Below are 15,125 nucleotides of genomic sequence, written 5' to 3'. Positions count from 1 at the left end.
TGCAGGAGATCTATGACCGTACGCGTAGCGATTAATGGCTTCGGTCGCATCGGGCGCAACGTGGTTCGTGCTTTATATGAATCCGGGCGTCGTGCGGAAATAACCGTGGTAGCAATCAACGAACTGGCGGATGCTGCGGGCATGGCGCATTTGTTGAAATATGACACCAGCCACGGACGCTTTGCCTGGGATGTTCGCCAGGAAAGAGATCAGCTGTTTGTCGGCGACGATGCCATCCGCGTACTGCATGAGAGCAGCATCGCCGGGCTACCGTGGCGTGAACTGGGTGTGGATATCGTGCTTGACTGTACCGGCGTTTACGGCAGCCGCGAACATGGCGAAGCACATCTGGCCGCAGGCGCAAAAAAAGTCCTGTTTTCTCACCCCGGCAGTAACGACCTCGACGCGACCGTCGTGTTTGGCGTTAACCAGCATGAGCTGCAGGCCGAACACCGCATTGTTTCCAACGCCTCCTGCACCACCAACTGCATTATTCCGGTCATCAAACTGTTAGACGATGCGTATGGTATTGAATCCGGCACCGTGACCACGATTCACTCCGCCATGCACGATCAGCAGGTTATCGACGCCTACCATCCGGATTTACGACGCACTCGCGCAGCGAGCCAGTCAATCATCCCGGTGGATACGAAACTGGCGGCAGGGATCACCCGAATTTTCCCGCAGTTTAACGACCGTTTCGAAGCGATTGCCGTGCGCGTTCCGACGATTAACGTGACCGCAATCGACCTCAGCGTGACGGTGAAAAAACCGGTAAAAGCCTGTGAAGTCAACCTGTTGCTGCAAAAAGCGGCACAGGGTGCATTTCATGGTATAGTTGACTATACGGAATTACCGTTGGTCTCAGTAGATTTTAACCACGACCCGCACAGCGCTATCGTCGATGGCACACAAACGCGCGTCAGTGGGGCACACCTTATCAAGACGCTGGTCTGGTGTGATAACGAATGGGGCTTTGCTAACCGAATGCTCGACACCACGTTAGCAATGGCCGCTCAAGGTTTCAGGTAAGACGCATCGTGCGTCTGCAAAACTTTAAGAATCAACGAGAGGATTCACCATGTCTGTAATTAAGATGACCGATCTGGATCTGGCTGGTAAACGCGTTTTCATCCGTGCCGATCTGAACGTACCGGTTAAAGATGGCAAAGTGACCAGCGACGCGCGTATCCGTGCATCTCTGCCAACCATCGAACTGGCTCTGAAGCAGGGCGCTAAAGTGATGGTCACTTCCCACCTGGGTCGTCCAACTGAAGGCGAGTACAACGAAGAGTTCTCTCTGCTGCCGGTTGTTAATTACCTGAAAGACAAACTGTCCAGCCCGGTTCGCCTGGTGAAAGATTACCTGGACGGCGTTGAAGTGGCTGCCGGTGAACTGGTTGTTCTGGAAAACGTTCGCTTCAACAAAGGCGAAAAGAAAGACGACGAAGCACTGTCTAAAAAATACGCTGCACTGTGCGACGTGTTTGTAATGGATGCCTTCGGTACGGCTCACCGCGCGCAGGCGTCAACCCACGGTATCGGTAAATTCGCGGACGTAGCCTGTGCCGGTCCTCTGCTGGCTGACGAACTGGAAGCGCTGGGTAAAGCACTGAAAGAACCAGCTCGTCCAATGGTGGCTATCGTTGGTGGTTCTAAAGTTTCTACCAAACTGACCGTTCTGGATTCCCTGTCTAAAATCGCTGACCAGCTGATCGTTGGCGGTGGTATCGCGAACACCTTCGTTGCCGCTCAGGGCCACAACGTGGGTAAATCCCTGTACGAAGCAGACCTGGTTGACGAAGCCAAACGCCTGCTGACCACCTGTGACATCCCGGTTCCAACTGACGTTCGCGTAGCGACCGAGTTCTCCGAAACCGCAACCGCGACCCTGAAATCTGTAAATGACATCAAAGATGAAGAGCAGATCCTGGACCTGGGCGACGTTTCTGCACAGAAACTGGCTGAAATCCTGAAAAACGCAAAAACTATCCTGTGGAACGGTCCTGTTGGCGTGTTCGAATTCCCGAACTTCCGCAAAGGTACTGAGATCGTTGCTAACGCAATCGCAGACAGCGAAGCGTTCTCTATCGCAGGCGGTGGTGACACCCTGGCAGCAATCGACCTGTTCGGTATCGCTGACAAGATCTCCTACATCTCCACTGGTGGCGGCGCATTCCTCGAATTCGTGGAAGGCAAAGTACTGCCAGCAGTAGCAATGCTCGAAGAGCGCGCTAAGAAGTAAGCCATTCAAGGGCAGGGAAACCTGCCCAATTTTCAGCGCGCTTATAAGAGCACGCACCTTTTCTAACGGCCGAAGATACAGGACTAAGCAACATGTCTAAAATTTTTGATTTCGTAAAACCTGGCGTTATCACTGGTGATGACGTACAGAAAGTGTTCCAGGTAGCTAAAGAAAACAACTTCGCTCTGCCAGCAGTTAACTGCGTGGGTACCGACTCCATCAACGCCGTACTGGAAACTGCAGCCAAAGTTAAAGCTCCAGTTATCGTTCAGTTCTCTAACGGTGGCGCAGCGTTCATCGCAGGTAAAGGCGTGAAAACTGATGTTCCTCAGGGTGCTGCAATCCTGGGTGCTATCTCTGGTGCGCACCACGTACACCAGATGGCTGAACACTACGGTGTTCCAGTTATCCTGCATACTGACCACTGCGCGAAGAAACTGCTGCCGTGGATCGACGGTCTGCTGGACGCGGGTGAAAAACACTTCGCGGCAACCGGTAAGCCACTGTTCTCTTCTCACATGATCGACCTGTCTGAAGAGTCACTGCACGAAAACATCGAAATCTGCTCCAAATACCTGGCGCGTATGTCCAAAATGGACATGACCCTGGAAATCGAACTGGGTTGCACCGGTGGCGAAGAAGACGGCGTGGACAACAGCCACATGGACGCTTCTGCACTGTACACCCAGCCAGAAGACGTTGATTACGCTTACACCGAGCTGAGCAAAATCAGCCCACGCTTCACCATTGCAGCGTCCTTCGGTAACGTACACGGCGTTTACAAACCAGGTAACGTGGTTCTGACCCCAACCATCCTGCGTGATTCTCAGGAATACGTTTCCAAGAAACACAACCTGCCGCACAACAGCCTGAACTTCGTCTTCCACGGCGGTTCCGGTTCTTCTGCTCAGGAAATCAAAGATTCCGTAAGCTACGGCGTAGTGAAAATGAACATCGATACCGACACCCAGTGGGCAACATGGGACGGTATCCTGCAGTACTACAAAACCAACGAAGCTTACCTGCAGGGTCAGCTGGGCAACCCGAAAGGCGAAGACCAGCCGAACAAGAAATACTACGATCCACGCGTATGGCTGCGCGCTGCACAGACGTCCATGGTGACCCGTCTGGAGCAGGCATTCAAAGAACTGAACGCGATCGACGTTCTGTAATTTGAGCTGCTAACAGCATCAGAAGGCCCGCAAATGCGGGCCTTTTTTTTCGCGTTTTCAACATGCTGCAACATCTGCTTTTGTGATCTGTTTGGCAATATTTGCGCTTTTTGTTTACCCTTTACTGACCTGCCTGTCTCCATGGGGGATGGATTTTGTGTTTTGGTTTAACAAAAGGAAGAATAAATGGAACAACTCGATGTTGTAGACAGCATCAATCACGCCGGTAACTGGCTGGTGCGTAACCAGGCACTGCTGCTGAGCTATGCCGTGAACATCGTCGCGGCGATTGCCATTATCATCGTCGGGATGATCGTGGCGCGTATCGTATCGAACGCGGTCAACCGCGTGATGCTGGCCCGTCACATTGACGCCACGGTGGCTGATTTCCTCTCCGCACTGGTGCGTTATGGCATCATCGCCTTTACGCTGATTGCGGCGCTGGGCCGTGTGGGCGTGCAGACCGCCTCCGTCATTGCCGTTCTCGGTGCCGCCGGTCTGGCTATTGGTCTGGCGCTGCAGGGATCGCTTTCAAACCTGGCGGCAGGCGTTCTGCTGGTCACCTTCCGTCCGTTCCGCTCCGGCGAATACGTTGACCTTGGCGGCATTGCCGGAACCGTGCTGCAGGTGCAGATTTTCTCAACCACCCTGCGTACCGTCGATGGCCGTATCGTGGTGGTACCGAACGGGAAAATCATCGCGGGCAACATCATTAACTTCTCCCGTGAACCGGTGCGTCGTAACGAACTGATTATCAGCGTGGCCTATGACTCCGACATCGATCAGGTAAAATCGCTGATTAGCAACATCATTGCTTCAGACGATCGCATTCTGAAAGATAAAGAGCAGACGGTTCGCCTGAACGAACTGGGCGCGTCATCCATTAACTTCGTGGTGCGTATCTGGAGCAAGAGCAGCGATCTGCAAAACGTCTACTGGGACGTGCTGGAGCGCATTAAGCGCGAGTTTGACGCCAACGGCATCAGCTTCCCGTACCCGCAGATGGACGTAAACGTCAAAAAAGTAAAAGAAGCCGAATAACGTCTCCCGTAGGCCCGGTAAGCGCTAGCGCCACCGGGCTTTTATTTTATTAGCCATGCTAATACCCAATTAATATTATCCATTTCCTCTAATGTGATTCGCGCAGTATAGTCTGTTTTCAGAACAAAACTGTGAGAATTTCGTCATGTTATCCTATTACTTTCAAGGTCTTGCACTAGGTGCGGCCATGATCCTCCCTCTCGGTCCGCAAAATGCGTTTGTGATGAACCAGGGCATTCGCCGCCAGTATCATCTGATGATTGCCCTGCTGTGCGCAGTAAGCGATTTACTGCTGATCTGTGCCGGGATTTTTGGCGGCAGCGCATTGCTGATGCAGTCTCCGTGGCTGCTGGCGCTGGTCACCTGGGGCGGCGTGGCGTTTCTGCTCTGGTACGGTTTTGGTGCCCTGAAAACCGCGATGAGCAGCAACCTTGAGCTGGCGAGCGCCGAAGTGATGAAGCAGGGCCGCTGGAAAATTATCGTCACCATGCTGGCGGTGACCTGGCTCAATCCGCATGTTTATCTGGATACTTTCGTGGTGTTGGGTAGCCTGGGTGGACAACTGGACGTTGAGCCGAAGCGCTGGTTTGCGCTCGGTACGGTCAGCGCCTCCTTCCTCTGGTTCTTCGGCCTCGCCATTCTGGCGGCATGGCTGGCCCCGCGTTTGCGTACCGCTAAAGCTCAGCGCATCATCAATACGCTGGTCGGTCTGGTGATGTGGTTTATTGCTTTCCAGCTGGCAAAAGAGGGCATTCATCATGTACAGGGATTGTTCAACTAAGCGTTTGTCTTATGGACATCTGAACAAGACCCGCTAAGCTTGCTGGCATGCGCCCTGATGTGGGGGCACTCTTCGCAACATGGAGGAATGACAGTGAAGTTTAAAGTGATGGCCCTGGCGGCATTAGTGAGTTTAGGTGCGGTGTCGGTGCAGGCAAATGAATTGCCAAATGGCCCGCACATCGTCACTTCAGGCACCGCAAGCGTGGACGCGGTACCGGATGTTGCAACCCTGGCAATTGAAGTGAACGTGGCCGCGAAAGATGCCGCCTCCGCTAAAAAGCAGGCTGACGATCGTGTTGCGCAATATCTCTCTTTCCTCGAGCAGAATGGCGTAGGTAAAAAGGATATCAGTTCTGCTAACCTGCGTACCCAACCGGATTACGACTACCAGAACGGGAAAAGCATTCTCAAAGGCTACCGTGCCGTACGTACCGTGGAAGTGACCGTGCGTCAGCTTGATAAGCTGAACTCGCTGCTTGATGGCGCGTTAAAAGCGGGGCTGAATGAAATTCGTTCCGTCTCGCTGGGCGTTGCGCAACCGGAGAAATACAAGGACGAAGCGCGTAAAGCCGCGATTGATGATGCAATCCATCAGGCGGAGCAGCTGGCTTCTGGCTTTAAGAGCAAGCTCGGCCCGGTTTACAGCGTGCGTTACCACGTCTCTAACTACCAGCCAAGCCCGATGGTACGCATGATGAAGGCTGATGCAGCTCCGGTTTCTGCTCAGGAAACCTATGAGCAGCCAACCATTCAGTTCGACGATCAGGTGGATGTGGTGTTCCAGCTGGAGCCTGTTGCAGCACAGCCGAAACCGGCTCAGTAATCTGTAGGCCGGGTAAGGCGAAGCCGCCACCCGGCTTATTTTTAATCCTGTCTCAACACCTTGTGCCCAAACGCCAGCAGCGCGTCGGTGACGTTGCGCATCATGCGGCTTTCCGGCGCAAAACGGTGCCAGTAGAGCATTCGGCGCTGATACAGCCCCGGCGTCAGGTCAATCAGCTCACCGCTTTTCAACTCTCTCTCAATCTGCAGGTGCGGGATCATGCAGCAGGTGGTGCCCTGACGCGCAAGCTGCACAAAGGCTTCGGACGAGTTCACGATATGACACGGCACGCTGCCCGGCGGGAGGTCGAAGTTTTGCTGCAGGAACGCCTGGTGCATATCATCCAGATGGTCGAACGCCACGGCAGGGGCTTTTAGCAGCGCGGCGCGGGTGACGCCGTTCGGGAAGTAGCGCTCGGCAAAGGCTTTTGAGCCAACAAACAGGTAGTCCAGCGCACCTAGCTGATCGACAAGACAGCTTGGCAGTGCCTGAGGCTGGATACTGACTGCTCCAACCACTTCACCGCGACGCAGGCGCTCCTGTGTACGGGTTTCATCTTCTACCTGTAAATTCAGTCGAATAGGGGAGTCGGCCAGGACTGGCGCAAGGGCAGGCAGCAGCCAGGTTGCCAGACTGTCGGCGTTCACCGCCAGCGACAGCAGCAGCGGCGTGGAACCCGTTTGTTCATCACCCAGCCACTCATCTTCCAGCAGTTCAACCTGACGCAGCAGCGCGAGGAGCTTTTGCCCTTGCTCCGTTGGACGCGGCGGAACGGTACGCACAAGCAGGGGTTGCCCGAACATGTTTTCAAGCTGTTTGATACGCTGTGATACGGCGGACTGGGTGATGCACAACTTCTGCGCCGCGCGCTCAAAACCGCGTTCACGAATAACCGCATCAAGTGCCTGTAGTGTTCTGTAGTCCGGACGTTTCATTGCTCTGGCTTACTCCTTAATTTTGCTTAATCTGCACTATGACACAATTTTCCCTTCGTGGCAGACGAAATCCATCCGACGTGTTCTATAATGCGCCCTGAGTTTTCACACCACAGGCAAAACGATCATGACGCAGGATGAACTGAAAAAAGCAGTAGGATGGGCCGCTCTCCAGTACGTACAGCCGGGTACCATTGTCGGTGTTGGTACGGGGTCAACGGCGGCACACTTTATCGATGCCCTGGGCACGATGAAGGGGCAGATCGAGGGCGCGGTTTCCAGCTCCGATGCTTCCACGGAAAAGCTGAAAAGCCTCGGCATTACCGTTTTCGATCTCAACGAAGTGGATCGTCTGGGCATTTACGTTGATGGCGCGGATGAGATCAACGGCCATATGCAGATGATCAAGGGCGGCGGCGCGGCGCTGACGCGTGAAAAGATCATCGCTTCTGTAGCGGACAAATTCATCTGCATCGCGGACGCCTCCAAGCAGGTTGACATCCTGGGGAACTTCCCGCTGCCGGTCGAAGTGATTCCGATGGCCCGTAGCGCGGTTGCCCGTCAGCTGGTGAAGCTGGGCGGTCGTCCGGAATATCGTCAGGGCGTAGTCACCGATAACGGTAACGTGATCCTCGACGTTCACGGTCTGGAAATCCTCGACGCAGTAGCACTGGAAAATGCCATCAACGCTATCCCAGGCGTAGTGACCGTAGGGTTATTTGCCAACCGTGGCGCGGATGTGGCGCTGATCGGCACGGCTGACGGCGTGAAAACCATCGTAAAATGATCTGACGGGGGGAGTCCTCCCCCCGCTAAAAAATTTTTGAAAAGCTAAATTCGGTGACTTGTATCACGTTTTTGAACCTCTTTTGCCGATCCTGCCACGTTTGTAAATTTCCATAGCATTTTCCTCTGACATTTTGCCCTGGATGACTTTTCTTCAGAGTGCCGACGCAAACGTTCATATTGCTGCAATAGTTTTTTTTGATATGTTGGCTACAGCGGATTCATATCCAGCACAACATCAGTTCAGACAAAAACAGGGTCGGGTAAATGGCAAAGGTATCACTGGAGAAAGACAAGATTAAATTCCTGCTGGTCGAGGGCGTGCATCAAAAAGCAATCGATAGCCTTCGTGCGGCAGGTTACACCAACATCGAATTTCACAAAGGCGCGCTCGATACCGAAGAGCTGAAAGCGTCCATCCGTGATGCCCACTTCATTGGCCTACGATCCCGTACTCATCTGACTGAAGACGTTATTGCCGCGGCGGAAAAGCTGGTGGCTATCGGCTGCTTCTGTATCGGTACCAACCAGGTTGACCTGAATGCTGCCGCCAAACGCGGTATTCCCGTGTTTAACGCCCCGTTCTCCAACACCCGTTCCGTGGCGGAGCTGGTGATTGGCGAACTGCTGCTGCTGCTGCGCGGCATTCCTGAAGCGAACGCCAAGGCGCACCGCGGCGTGTGGAACAAACTGGCGTCCGGCTCTTTCGAAGCGCGTGGTAAAAAACTGGGGATTATCGGCTACGGTCACATCGGTACGCAGCTCGGTATTCTGGCGGAATCTCTGGGTATGCACGTGTTCTTCTACGATATCGAAAGCAAGCTGCCGCTGGGCAATGCGACCCAGGTTCAACACCTGTCTGACCTGCTGAACATGAGCGACGTGGTAAGCCTGCACGTGCCGGAAAATGCCTCCACCAAAAACATGATGGGCGCGGAAGAGCTGGCGCTGATGAAACCGGGCTCACTGCTGATCAACGCCGCGCGCGGCACGGTTGTTGATATCCCGGCACTGGCGGATGCGCTGAAGCGTAAGCATCTGGCGGGCGCGGCCATCGACGTGTTCCCGACAGAGCCCGCCACCAACAGCGATCCGTTCACCTCTCCGCTGTGCGAGTTCGACAACGTTATCCTGACGCCACACATCGGCGGTTCTACTCAGGAAGCGCAGGAGAATATCGGTCTGGAAGTAGCAGGTAAGCTGAGCAAATACTCCGACAACGGGTCTACGCTCTCTGCCGTGAACTTCCCGGAAGTGTCTCTGCCGCTGCACGGCGGTCGTCGTCTGCTGCACATCCACGAAAACCGTCCAGGCGTGCTGACCGCCATCAACCAGATCTTTGCCGAGCAGGGCGTTAACATTGCCGCGCAGTATCTGCAAACGAACTCGCAGATGGGCTATGTGGTTATTGATATCGAAGCGGATGACGATGTGGCCGAGAAAGCGCTGCAGAGCATGAAGGCGATTCAGGGGACGATTCGCGCGCGTCTGCTGTACTAATTGTGCGGTTTGTGGTGTCGGGTGGCGGCTGCGCCTTACCCGACCTACGTTGAGGTTTTGTAGGCCGGGTAAGCGTAAGCGCCACCCGGCTTTATTCTACCAGGTCCAGGTTTTGCTGGGCGTTACCACCGCCGGCAACGGCACATCCCATTTCTCCACCGGCAATGCCTCCACACCCTGGCAATCATGCGCATAGCCCACCGGCTGCAATCCGTACTGCTGCCAGTTTTGCAGCGTGCGGTCGTAAAAACCGCCGCCCATCCCTAAACGCTGGCCCTGCTCATCAAACGCCACCAGCGGCGCGATCAGCACGTCCAGCTCAGAGAGTGGCAGCACGTCGCGGACGTCGAGTTTCGGCTCGGTGATTCTCAGGCGATTCACCACCAGCTCGCTGTGCGGGTGGTAGTGCAGAAACAGCAGATTACCGTCGCTAAACGGATGCAGCACCGGCAGATACACCTTCTTCCCGGCGCGCCAGAGCTGTTCTATCAGGGGCTGGGTATCCAGCTCTCCGTCAAATGACAGAAACAGCGCAACGGTGTGCGCCATCACGACAGGGGGATACGCCATCATACGGGCGGCGGCCTGCTGGGCAAAATGCGCTTGCTGATCGGGGGTTAACGCACGGCGGCGCTGACGAATTAACTGACGGATATCCTGGCGTGAAGCAGAAACTTCGGGGAATTGAGTCATGGTAGTCGGTAGAAGAAAAGAGAGGGAATCTCCGAGATGCCGCCGCAGGCTGTAACCCTTGAACCCTTGGTTCAAGGTGAATGTGTCGTCATAGTTTTAAGGCTTCTCGGACGGACCGAGCATGCTCACCAACCATGGAGCGCCACATTCTTGTGGTATGAAATATCGGCTCAGGGGACTGGCCCGCTTGCGAACATCTCAGAGAAATTTTGTCTTCACAGTTACTCTACCATAGTCAACTGAGAAGTGTTATTCAAACTTTGGTCCCGGTCTTTCGGGATTGCGACCTTGATCAAGCAATGCCTGTTCTATGGTCTGCTGGAGCATTTTAATGCGCTGCTCCATGCTTGCCGCGTAGTCGCGGGTCTTCGCTTTTTCCTGAGTCAGTTCATAGCTGATGTTCAACGCGGCGATGAAAACCAGCTGCTCAGTATTTGTGACTCTAGTGCGTTCTTTTAGATCTTGCAACCGCTGATTCAAATCGTCCGCAGCCTGATTCAAAGCATCCCTTTGTTCAGGTGGACAATTCACTCGCAGTGAACGGCCAAAAATCTGGAGATCGACGGGTTGTGCAGACATGCCACCTTCCTGCTGATTGACTGCGCTGCCTTCGCTTACTGCCCCGGGGGCTGCGAAGGGGCGACACTATAGCTACCCTGATGTGAAGATACAAGCCCTTTTCTGGTATCACCAGGGTCCAAAGTGGTAGCATATCATGAATATCCCCCAATGATGACGAATGCGCATGTCTATACAGAACGAAATGCCTGGTTACAAGGATTTAAACCAGTTACTGAACCAGCAGGGAGTGGGTTTAACCCCTGCCGAAATGCACGGTCTGATCAGTGGCATGCTGTGCGGTGGAAACAGCGACAGCTCCTGGCAGCCGCTGATCCACGACCTCACGAACGAAGGGCTGGCGTTTGGTCACGAACTGGCAGAAGCGCTGCGTAAAATGCACGCGACGACCAGTGATTCGCTGGAAGACGATGGCTTCCTTTTTCAGCTTTTTCTGCCTGATGGGGACGACGTCAGCGTCTTCGATCGCGCGGATGCGCTCGCGGGTTGGGTAAACCATTATCTGCTGGGCCTGGGCGTGTCTCAGCCGAAGCTCGATAAAGTGACCGGCGAAGCGGGTGAAGCGATCGACGATCTGCGTAATATTGCACAGCTCGGCTACGATGAGGACGAAGACCAGGAAGAGCTGGAAATGTCCCTCGAAGAGATCATCGAATACGTGCGCGTGGCGGCGCTGCTGTGCCACGACACCTTTACGCGTTCACAGCCGACCGCGCCGGAAGTCCGCAAGCCAACCTTACATTAAGAAAAATAACGCACAGGAGGGTGTCATGGTTATCTCGAATCAAGAGTATTTGCGCCGTCGTCAGGCGCTGTTAGCCAGCATGCAGCCGGGAAGCGCTGCCCTGATTTTTGCCGCGCCCGAAGTGACGCGCAGTGCCGACAGCGAATATCCCTATCGCCAGAACAGCGATTTTTGGTACTTCACCGGGTTTAACGAGCCGGAAGCGGTACTGGTGCTGATCAAGAGCAATGACACCCACAACCACAGCGTGATTTTCAACCGCGTGCGCGATCTGACGGCCGAAATCTGGTTTGGCCGCCGCTTAGGGCAAGAAGCCGCCCCGGCGAAGCTGGGCGTTGACCGCGCGCTGGCCTTTAGCGAAATCAACCAGCAGCTTTACCAACTGCTCAACGGTCTGGACGTGCTGTATCACGCCCAGGGCGAATATGCGTATGCGGATGAGATTGTCTTCACCGCGCTGGATAAGCTGCGTAAAGGTTCGCGGCAGAACCTGTCAGCCCCCGCCACGCTCACAGACTGGCGCCCGGTCGTGCATGAGATGCGCCTGTTTAAGTCTGAGGAAGAGCTAAACGTACTGCGCCGCGCGGGCGAAATCAGCGCCCTGGCCCACACTCGCGCCATGGAAAAGTGCCGTCCCGGCATGTTCGAATACCAGCTTGAGGGCGAAATTCACCACGAATTTAACCGCCACGGCGCGCGCTTCCCGTCCTACAACACCATCGTTGGCGGCGGGGAAAACGGCTGCATTCTGCACTACACCGAGAACGAAAGCGCGCTGCGCGACGGCGATCTGGTGCTGATTGACGCCGGGTGTGAGTATCTGGGCTACGCAGGCGACATCACCCGAACCTTCCCGGTGAACGGTAAATTCTCGCCTGCTCAGCGCGAAATTTACGACATCGTGCTCGAATCCCTGGAAACGGCGCTCAGGTTATATTGTCCGGGAACCTCCATTCAGGATGTCACCGGTGAAGTGGTGCGGATCATGATTACGGGTCTGGTGAAACTCGGCATTCTGAAGGGCGACGTCGACACGCTGATTACCGAGAATGCTCACCGTTCGTACTTTATGCACGGCCTGAGCCACTGGCTGGGTCTGGATGTTCATGACGTGGGCGCATACGGTCCTGAACGTTCACGCGTGCTGGAGCCAGGCATGGTGTTAACCGTTGAGCCGGGGCTGTACATCGCGCCGGATGCTGACGTGCCGGAACAATACCGCGGGATCGGCATTCGCATCGAAGACGACATCGTGATCACCGAAAACGGCAATGAAAACCTGACCGCAACCGTCGTGAAGAACGCCGATGATATTGAGGCGCTGATGGCAGCGGCACGCGCATGAGCGTGATCATCGTGGGCGGCGGGATGACCGGTGCCACGCTGGCGCTGGCAATTTCGCATCTGACGAAAGGCCAGCTCCCGGTCCATCTTGTGGAAGCCGTTGCCCCGCAGGCGACGAACCACCCCGGTTTTGACTCGCGCGCCATTGCCCTGGCGCAGGGCACCTGTCAGCAGCTTTCACGCATTGGTATCTGGCAGGCGATTGCCGACTGCGCCACGGCGATTAACACCGTGCACGTCAGCGATCGCGGCCATGCCGGGTTTGTGACGCTGGATGCGCAGGATTACCGTATTGAAGCGCTTGGGCAGGTTGTAGAGCTGCATGATGTTGGCCTGCGCCTGTTCCGTTTGTTACAGGATGCGCCAGGCGTAACGCTGCACTGTCCGGCACGCGTGGCCAGCTTTAGCCGCAGCGAAGACGCGGTCAGCGTGACGCTGGAAAACGGGTCCGTTCTTGACGGCCAGCTTCTGGTGGCGGCGGACGGCTCGCGTTCGGCGCTCGGCACGCAGTGCGGCGTAGAGTGGCGGCAGCAGCCTTACGGGCAGGTCGCGGTTATTGCGAACGTCGCGACCGCAGCAGAACACAACGGCCGGGCGTTTGAGCGCTTCACGCAGCACGGTCCGCTGGCGATGCTGCCGATGTCGGATGGGCGCTGTTCGCTTGTCTGGTGTCATCCGCAGGATAAAGCTGAAGAGGTTCAGGCCTGGTCCGACGAACGTTTTTGTTCCGAGCTGCAGAAAGCCTTTGGCTGGCGACTCGGGCGTATTACCCATGCGGGGAAACGTGCGGTCTATCCGCTGTCGTTAACCACCGCATCGCAGTCTGTTTCTCACCGCGTGGCGCTGGTCGGCAACGCCGCGCAGACATTACATCCGATTGCCGGACAAGGATTTAACCTTGGGCTGCGTGATGTCATGAGCCTGGCGGAATCGCTGGCGCTGGCATGGGGTGAGCAAAAAGATTGTGGCGCTTATTCGGTACTAAGCCATTACCAGAAGCGACGCCAGGCCGATAAAGAGGCGACAATCGGCGTTACCGATGGTTTAGTCCATCTCTTTGCCAATCGCTGGGCACCGCTGGTTGCAGGCCGCAACCTCGGGCTGATGGCGATGGAACTGTTCATTCCGGCACGTGACGTGCTGGCGCAGCGGACCCTGGGTTGGGTCGCGCGTTAAGGAGTTATCACCGTGCAAAATGTTGATGTCGCCATTGTTGGCGGCGGTATGGTCGGGCTGGCGCTGGCCTGCGGTTTACAGGGCAGCGGCCTTCGCGTGGCCGTGCTGGAGCAGAAAGCGCCGCAGCCCGTCGCGCAGGATGCTCCGCCGGAACTCCGCGTCTCGGCGATCAATGCCGCCAGTGAGAAATTGCTGACGCACCTTGGCGTCTGGGCAGATATTGTGGCGCAGCGCGCCAGCTGCTATCACGGCATGGAAGTGTGGGATAAAGACAGCTTTGGTCATATTGCTTTTGACGATGAAAGCATGGGCTATAGCCATCTGGGTCATATCATCGAAAACGCGGTGATCCACCACGCGCTGTGGCAGAAAGCGCAGCAGTGCAGCGACGTAACGCTGGTTGCGCCCGCGCAGATCCAGCAGGTGGCATGGGGTGAAAACGAGGCGTTTATCACCTTACAAAGCGGCGACATGCTGACCGCGCGTCTGGTGGTCGGTGCCGACGGTGCGAACTCCTGGCTGCGCAACAAAGCCGATATCCCGCTGACCTTCTGGGATTACCGCCATCATGCGATGGTGGCAACGATCCGCACCGAAGAGCCGCATGGCGGCGTGGCGCGGCAGATTTTCCACAACGACGGCATTCTGGCGTTCCTGCCGCTGAGCGAGCCGCACCTGTGCTCTATCGTCTGGTCACTGGTGCCGGAAAAAGCGCAACTGATGCAGGAGGCGATGCCGGATGCCTTTAACCAGGCGCTGTGCATGGCGTTTGATAACCGCCTTGGCTTGTGCACGCTTGAAAGCGAGCGTCAGGTGTTCCCGTTAACCGGCCGCTACGCGCGTCAGTTTGCGGCGCACCGTCTGGCGCTGGTGGGCGATGCGGCCCATACCATTCATCCGCTGGCCGGGCAGGGCGTTAATCTTGGCTTTATGGACGCGGCGGAGCTGGTAGAAGAACTGCGTCGCCTGCATCGCGAAGGGAAAGATATCGGCCAGCATCTCTACCTGCGTCGCTACGAGCGCAGCCGCAAGCACAGTGCGGCGATGATGTTGGCGGGCATGCAGGGTTTCCGCGAGCTGTTTGCCGGGGCAAATCCGGCGAAGAAACTGCTGCGCGATATCGGTCTTAAACTGGCCGATACGCTTCCTGGCGTCAAACCTCAACTTCTCCGTCAGGCGATGGGTCTTAACGATCTCCCTGACTGGCTGCGCTAACTTAGATCCCCGTCACACTTTATTTTCCCGGCCTCTGCGCCGGGGAAATTCCCTCGTTTGAAATAATCTAATTCCACCTCATTTTTCG

The 15,125-nt window shown here is 55.8% G+C and carries 15 protein-coding genes and 1 other RNA gene; 12 read left to right on the top strand and 4 right to left on the bottom strand.

The window, feature by feature from the left end; all coding sequences use genetic code 11:
* Positions 1 to 12: 12 nt before the first annotated feature.
* The 6 genes from epd (at position 13) to HV355_RS07210 (ending at position 6,064) form a co-directional block, all read left to right on the top strand.
* Positions 13 to 1,032: an erythrose-4-phosphate dehydrogenase gene (gene epd, locus HV355_RS07235; RefSeq protein WP_010435383.1), complete on the top strand. Its 1,020-nt coding sequence runs from the start codon at positions 13 to 15 to the stop codon at positions 1,030 to 1,032.
* Between the two features lie 49 nt (positions 1,033 to 1,081).
* Positions 1,082 to 2,245 carry a phosphoglycerate kinase gene (gene pgk / locus HV355_RS07230; protein WP_010435381.1) on the top strand — a complete coding sequence of 388 codons (1,164 nt, stop codon included), beginning with the start codon at positions 1,082 to 1,084 and terminating at the stop codon, positions 2,243 to 2,245.
* A gap of 92 nt (positions 2,246 to 2,337) precedes the next feature.
* Complete coding sequence (gene fbaA, locus HV355_RS07225) at positions 2,338 to 3,417, top strand: class II fructose-bisphosphate aldolase (protein ID WP_010435379.1); 1,080 nt, start codon at positions 2,338 to 2,340, stop codon at positions 3,415 to 3,417.
* Positions 3,418 to 3,603: 186 nt separating this feature from the next.
* A complete protein-coding gene (locus tag HV355_RS07220; RefSeq protein ID WP_010435377.1) occupies positions 3,604 to 4,458 on the top strand; it encodes a small-conductance mechanosensitive channel MscS in 855 nt (284 codons plus the stop codon).
* Positions 4,459 to 4,603: 145 nt separating this feature from the next.
* Complete coding sequence (gene argO / locus HV355_RS07215) at positions 4,604 to 5,239, top strand: arginine exporter ArgO (RefSeq protein ID WP_003860085.1); 636 nt, start codon at positions 4,604 to 4,606, stop codon at positions 5,237 to 5,239.
* Between the two features lie 93 nt (positions 5,240 to 5,332).
* A complete protein-coding gene (locus HV355_RS07210; RefSeq protein ID WP_108416288.1) occupies positions 5,333 to 6,064 on the top strand; it encodes an oxidative stress defense protein in 732 nt (243 codons plus the stop codon).
* A gap of 41 nt (positions 6,065 to 6,105) precedes the next feature.
* Here HV355_RS07210 and argP read toward each other — a convergent pair whose 3' ends face one another.
* Entirely contained in the window at positions 6,106 to 6,999 is an 894-nt protein-coding gene (argP, locus tag HV355_RS07205; protein ID WP_006178395.1) for a DNA-binding transcriptional regulator ArgP, read from the bottom strand.
* 127 nt (positions 7,000 to 7,126) lie between these two features.
* On the opposite strand from argP, the gene rpiA reads away from it, so the two are divergent.
* A complete protein-coding gene (gene rpiA, locus HV355_RS07200) occupies positions 7,127 to 7,786 on the top strand; it encodes a ribose-5-phosphate isomerase RpiA (RefSeq protein ID WP_010435366.1) in 660 nt (219 codons plus the stop codon).
* Between the two features lie 266 nt (positions 7,787 to 8,052).
* The gene (gene serA / locus HV355_RS07195; protein WP_010435363.1) at positions 8,053 to 9,285 is read left to right on the top strand and encodes a phosphoglycerate dehydrogenase; all 1,233 of its coding nucleotides are present in this window, start codon (positions 8,053 to 8,055) and stop codon (positions 9,283 to 9,285) included.
* Between the two features lie 96 nt (positions 9,286 to 9,381).
* Here serA and HV355_RS07190 read toward each other — a convergent pair whose 3' ends face one another.
* The 3 genes from HV355_RS07190 to zapA form a co-directional block, all read right to left on the bottom strand.
* Entirely contained in the window at positions 9,382 to 9,978 is a 597-nt protein-coding gene (locus HV355_RS07190; protein ID WP_182401442.1) for a 5-formyltetrahydrofolate cyclo-ligase, read from the bottom strand.
* Between the two features lie 24 nt (positions 9,979 to 10,002).
* Positions 10,003 to 10,186, bottom strand: a non-coding RNA gene (gene ssrS, locus HV355_RS07185) — 6S RNA.
* Positions 10,187 to 10,227: 41 nt separating this feature from the next.
* Positions 10,228 to 10,557, bottom strand: a complete 330-nt coding sequence (gene zapA, locus HV355_RS07180; RefSeq protein ID WP_006811891.1) for a cell division protein ZapA — start codon at positions 10,555 to 10,557, stop codon at positions 10,228 to 10,230.
* A gap of 166 nt (positions 10,558 to 10,723) precedes the next feature.
* Between zapA and HV355_RS07175 the strand changes: the two genes are divergently transcribed.
* The 4 genes from HV355_RS07175 to ubiI are packed head-to-tail and all read left to right on the top strand — an operon-like array spanning position 10,724 to position 15,037.
* Positions 10,724 to 11,302 (top strand): YecA family protein, encoded by a 579-nt coding sequence (locus HV355_RS07175; RefSeq protein WP_010435353.1) that lies wholly within the window; start codon positions 10,724 to 10,726, stop codon positions 11,300 to 11,302.
* A gap of 31 nt (positions 11,303 to 11,333) precedes the next feature.
* Positions 11,334 to 12,647 carry a Xaa-Pro aminopeptidase gene (pepP, locus tag HV355_RS07170; RefSeq protein WP_182401782.1) on the top strand — a complete coding sequence of 438 codons (1,314 nt, stop codon included), beginning with the start codon at positions 11,334 to 11,336 and terminating at the stop codon, positions 12,645 to 12,647.
* Positions 12,644 to 13,822 carry a 2-octaprenyl-6-methoxyphenyl hydroxylase gene (gene ubiH, locus HV355_RS07165; protein WP_174340152.1) on the top strand — a complete coding sequence of 393 codons (1,179 nt, stop codon included), beginning with the start codon at positions 12,644 to 12,646 and terminating at the stop codon, positions 13,820 to 13,822. The genes pepP and ubiH overlap by 4 nt, the downstream gene beginning before the upstream one ends.
* A 12-nt stretch (positions 13,823 to 13,834) precedes the next feature.
* Positions 13,835 to 15,037 (top strand): FAD-dependent 2-octaprenylphenol hydroxylase, encoded by a 1,203-nt coding sequence (gene ubiI / locus HV355_RS07160; protein WP_174340153.1) that lies wholly within the window; start codon positions 13,835 to 13,837, stop codon positions 15,035 to 15,037.
* Positions 15,038 to 15,125: the final 88 nt, after the last annotated feature.

The organism is Enterobacter sp. RHBSTW-01064 (assembly GCF_014103035.1).
Taxonomy (GTDB): domain Bacteria; phylum Pseudomonadota; class Gammaproteobacteria; order Enterobacterales; family Enterobacteriaceae; genus Enterobacter; species Enterobacter mori.
Note: the sequence above shows the minus strand (reverse complement) of the source record. Positions and strands in the feature narration are given on the sequence as shown.

Excerpts from the sequence above, each read along its gene's own strand:
- epd (WP_010435383.1), top strand. The coding sequence starts at position 13 with ATGACCGTACGCGTAGCGATTAATGGCTTCGGTCGCATCGGGCGCAAC.
- pgk (WP_010435381.1), top strand. The coding sequence starts at position 1,082 with ATGTCTGTAATTAAGATGACCGATCTGGATCTGGCTGGTAAACGCGTT.
- fbaA (WP_010435379.1), top strand. The coding sequence starts at position 2,338 with ATGTCTAAAATTTTTGATTTCGTAAAACCTGGCGTTATCACTGGTGAT.
- HV355_RS07220 (WP_010435377.1), top strand. The coding sequence starts at position 3,604 with ATGGAACAACTCGATGTTGTAGACAGCATCAATCACGCCGGTAACTGG.
- argO (WP_003860085.1), top strand. The coding sequence starts at position 4,604 with ATGTTATCCTATTACTTTCAAGGTCTTGCACTAGGTGCGGCCATGATC.
- argP (WP_006178395.1), bottom strand. The coding sequence starts at position 6,999 with ATGAAACGTCCGGACTACAGAACACTACAGGCACTTGATGCGGTTATT.
- rpiA (WP_010435366.1), top strand. The coding sequence starts at position 7,127 with ATGACGCAGGATGAACTGAAAAAAGCAGTAGGATGGGCCGCTCTCCAG.
- serA (WP_010435363.1), top strand. The coding sequence starts at position 8,053 with ATGGCAAAGGTATCACTGGAGAAAGACAAGATTAAATTCCTGCTGGTC.
- HV355_RS07190 (WP_182401442.1), bottom strand. The coding sequence starts at position 9,978 with ATGACTCAATTCCCCGAAGTTTCTGCTTCACGCCAGGATATCCGTCAG.
- zapA (WP_006811891.1), bottom strand. The coding sequence starts at position 10,557 with ATGTCTGCACAACCCGTCGATCTCCAGATTTTTGGCCGTTCACTGCGA.
- HV355_RS07175 (WP_010435353.1), top strand. The coding sequence starts at position 10,724 with ATGTCTATACAGAACGAAATGCCTGGTTACAAGGATTTAAACCAGTTA.
- ubiH (WP_174340152.1), top strand. The coding sequence starts at position 12,644 with ATGAGCGTGATCATCGTGGGCGGCGGGATGACCGGTGCCACGCTGGCG.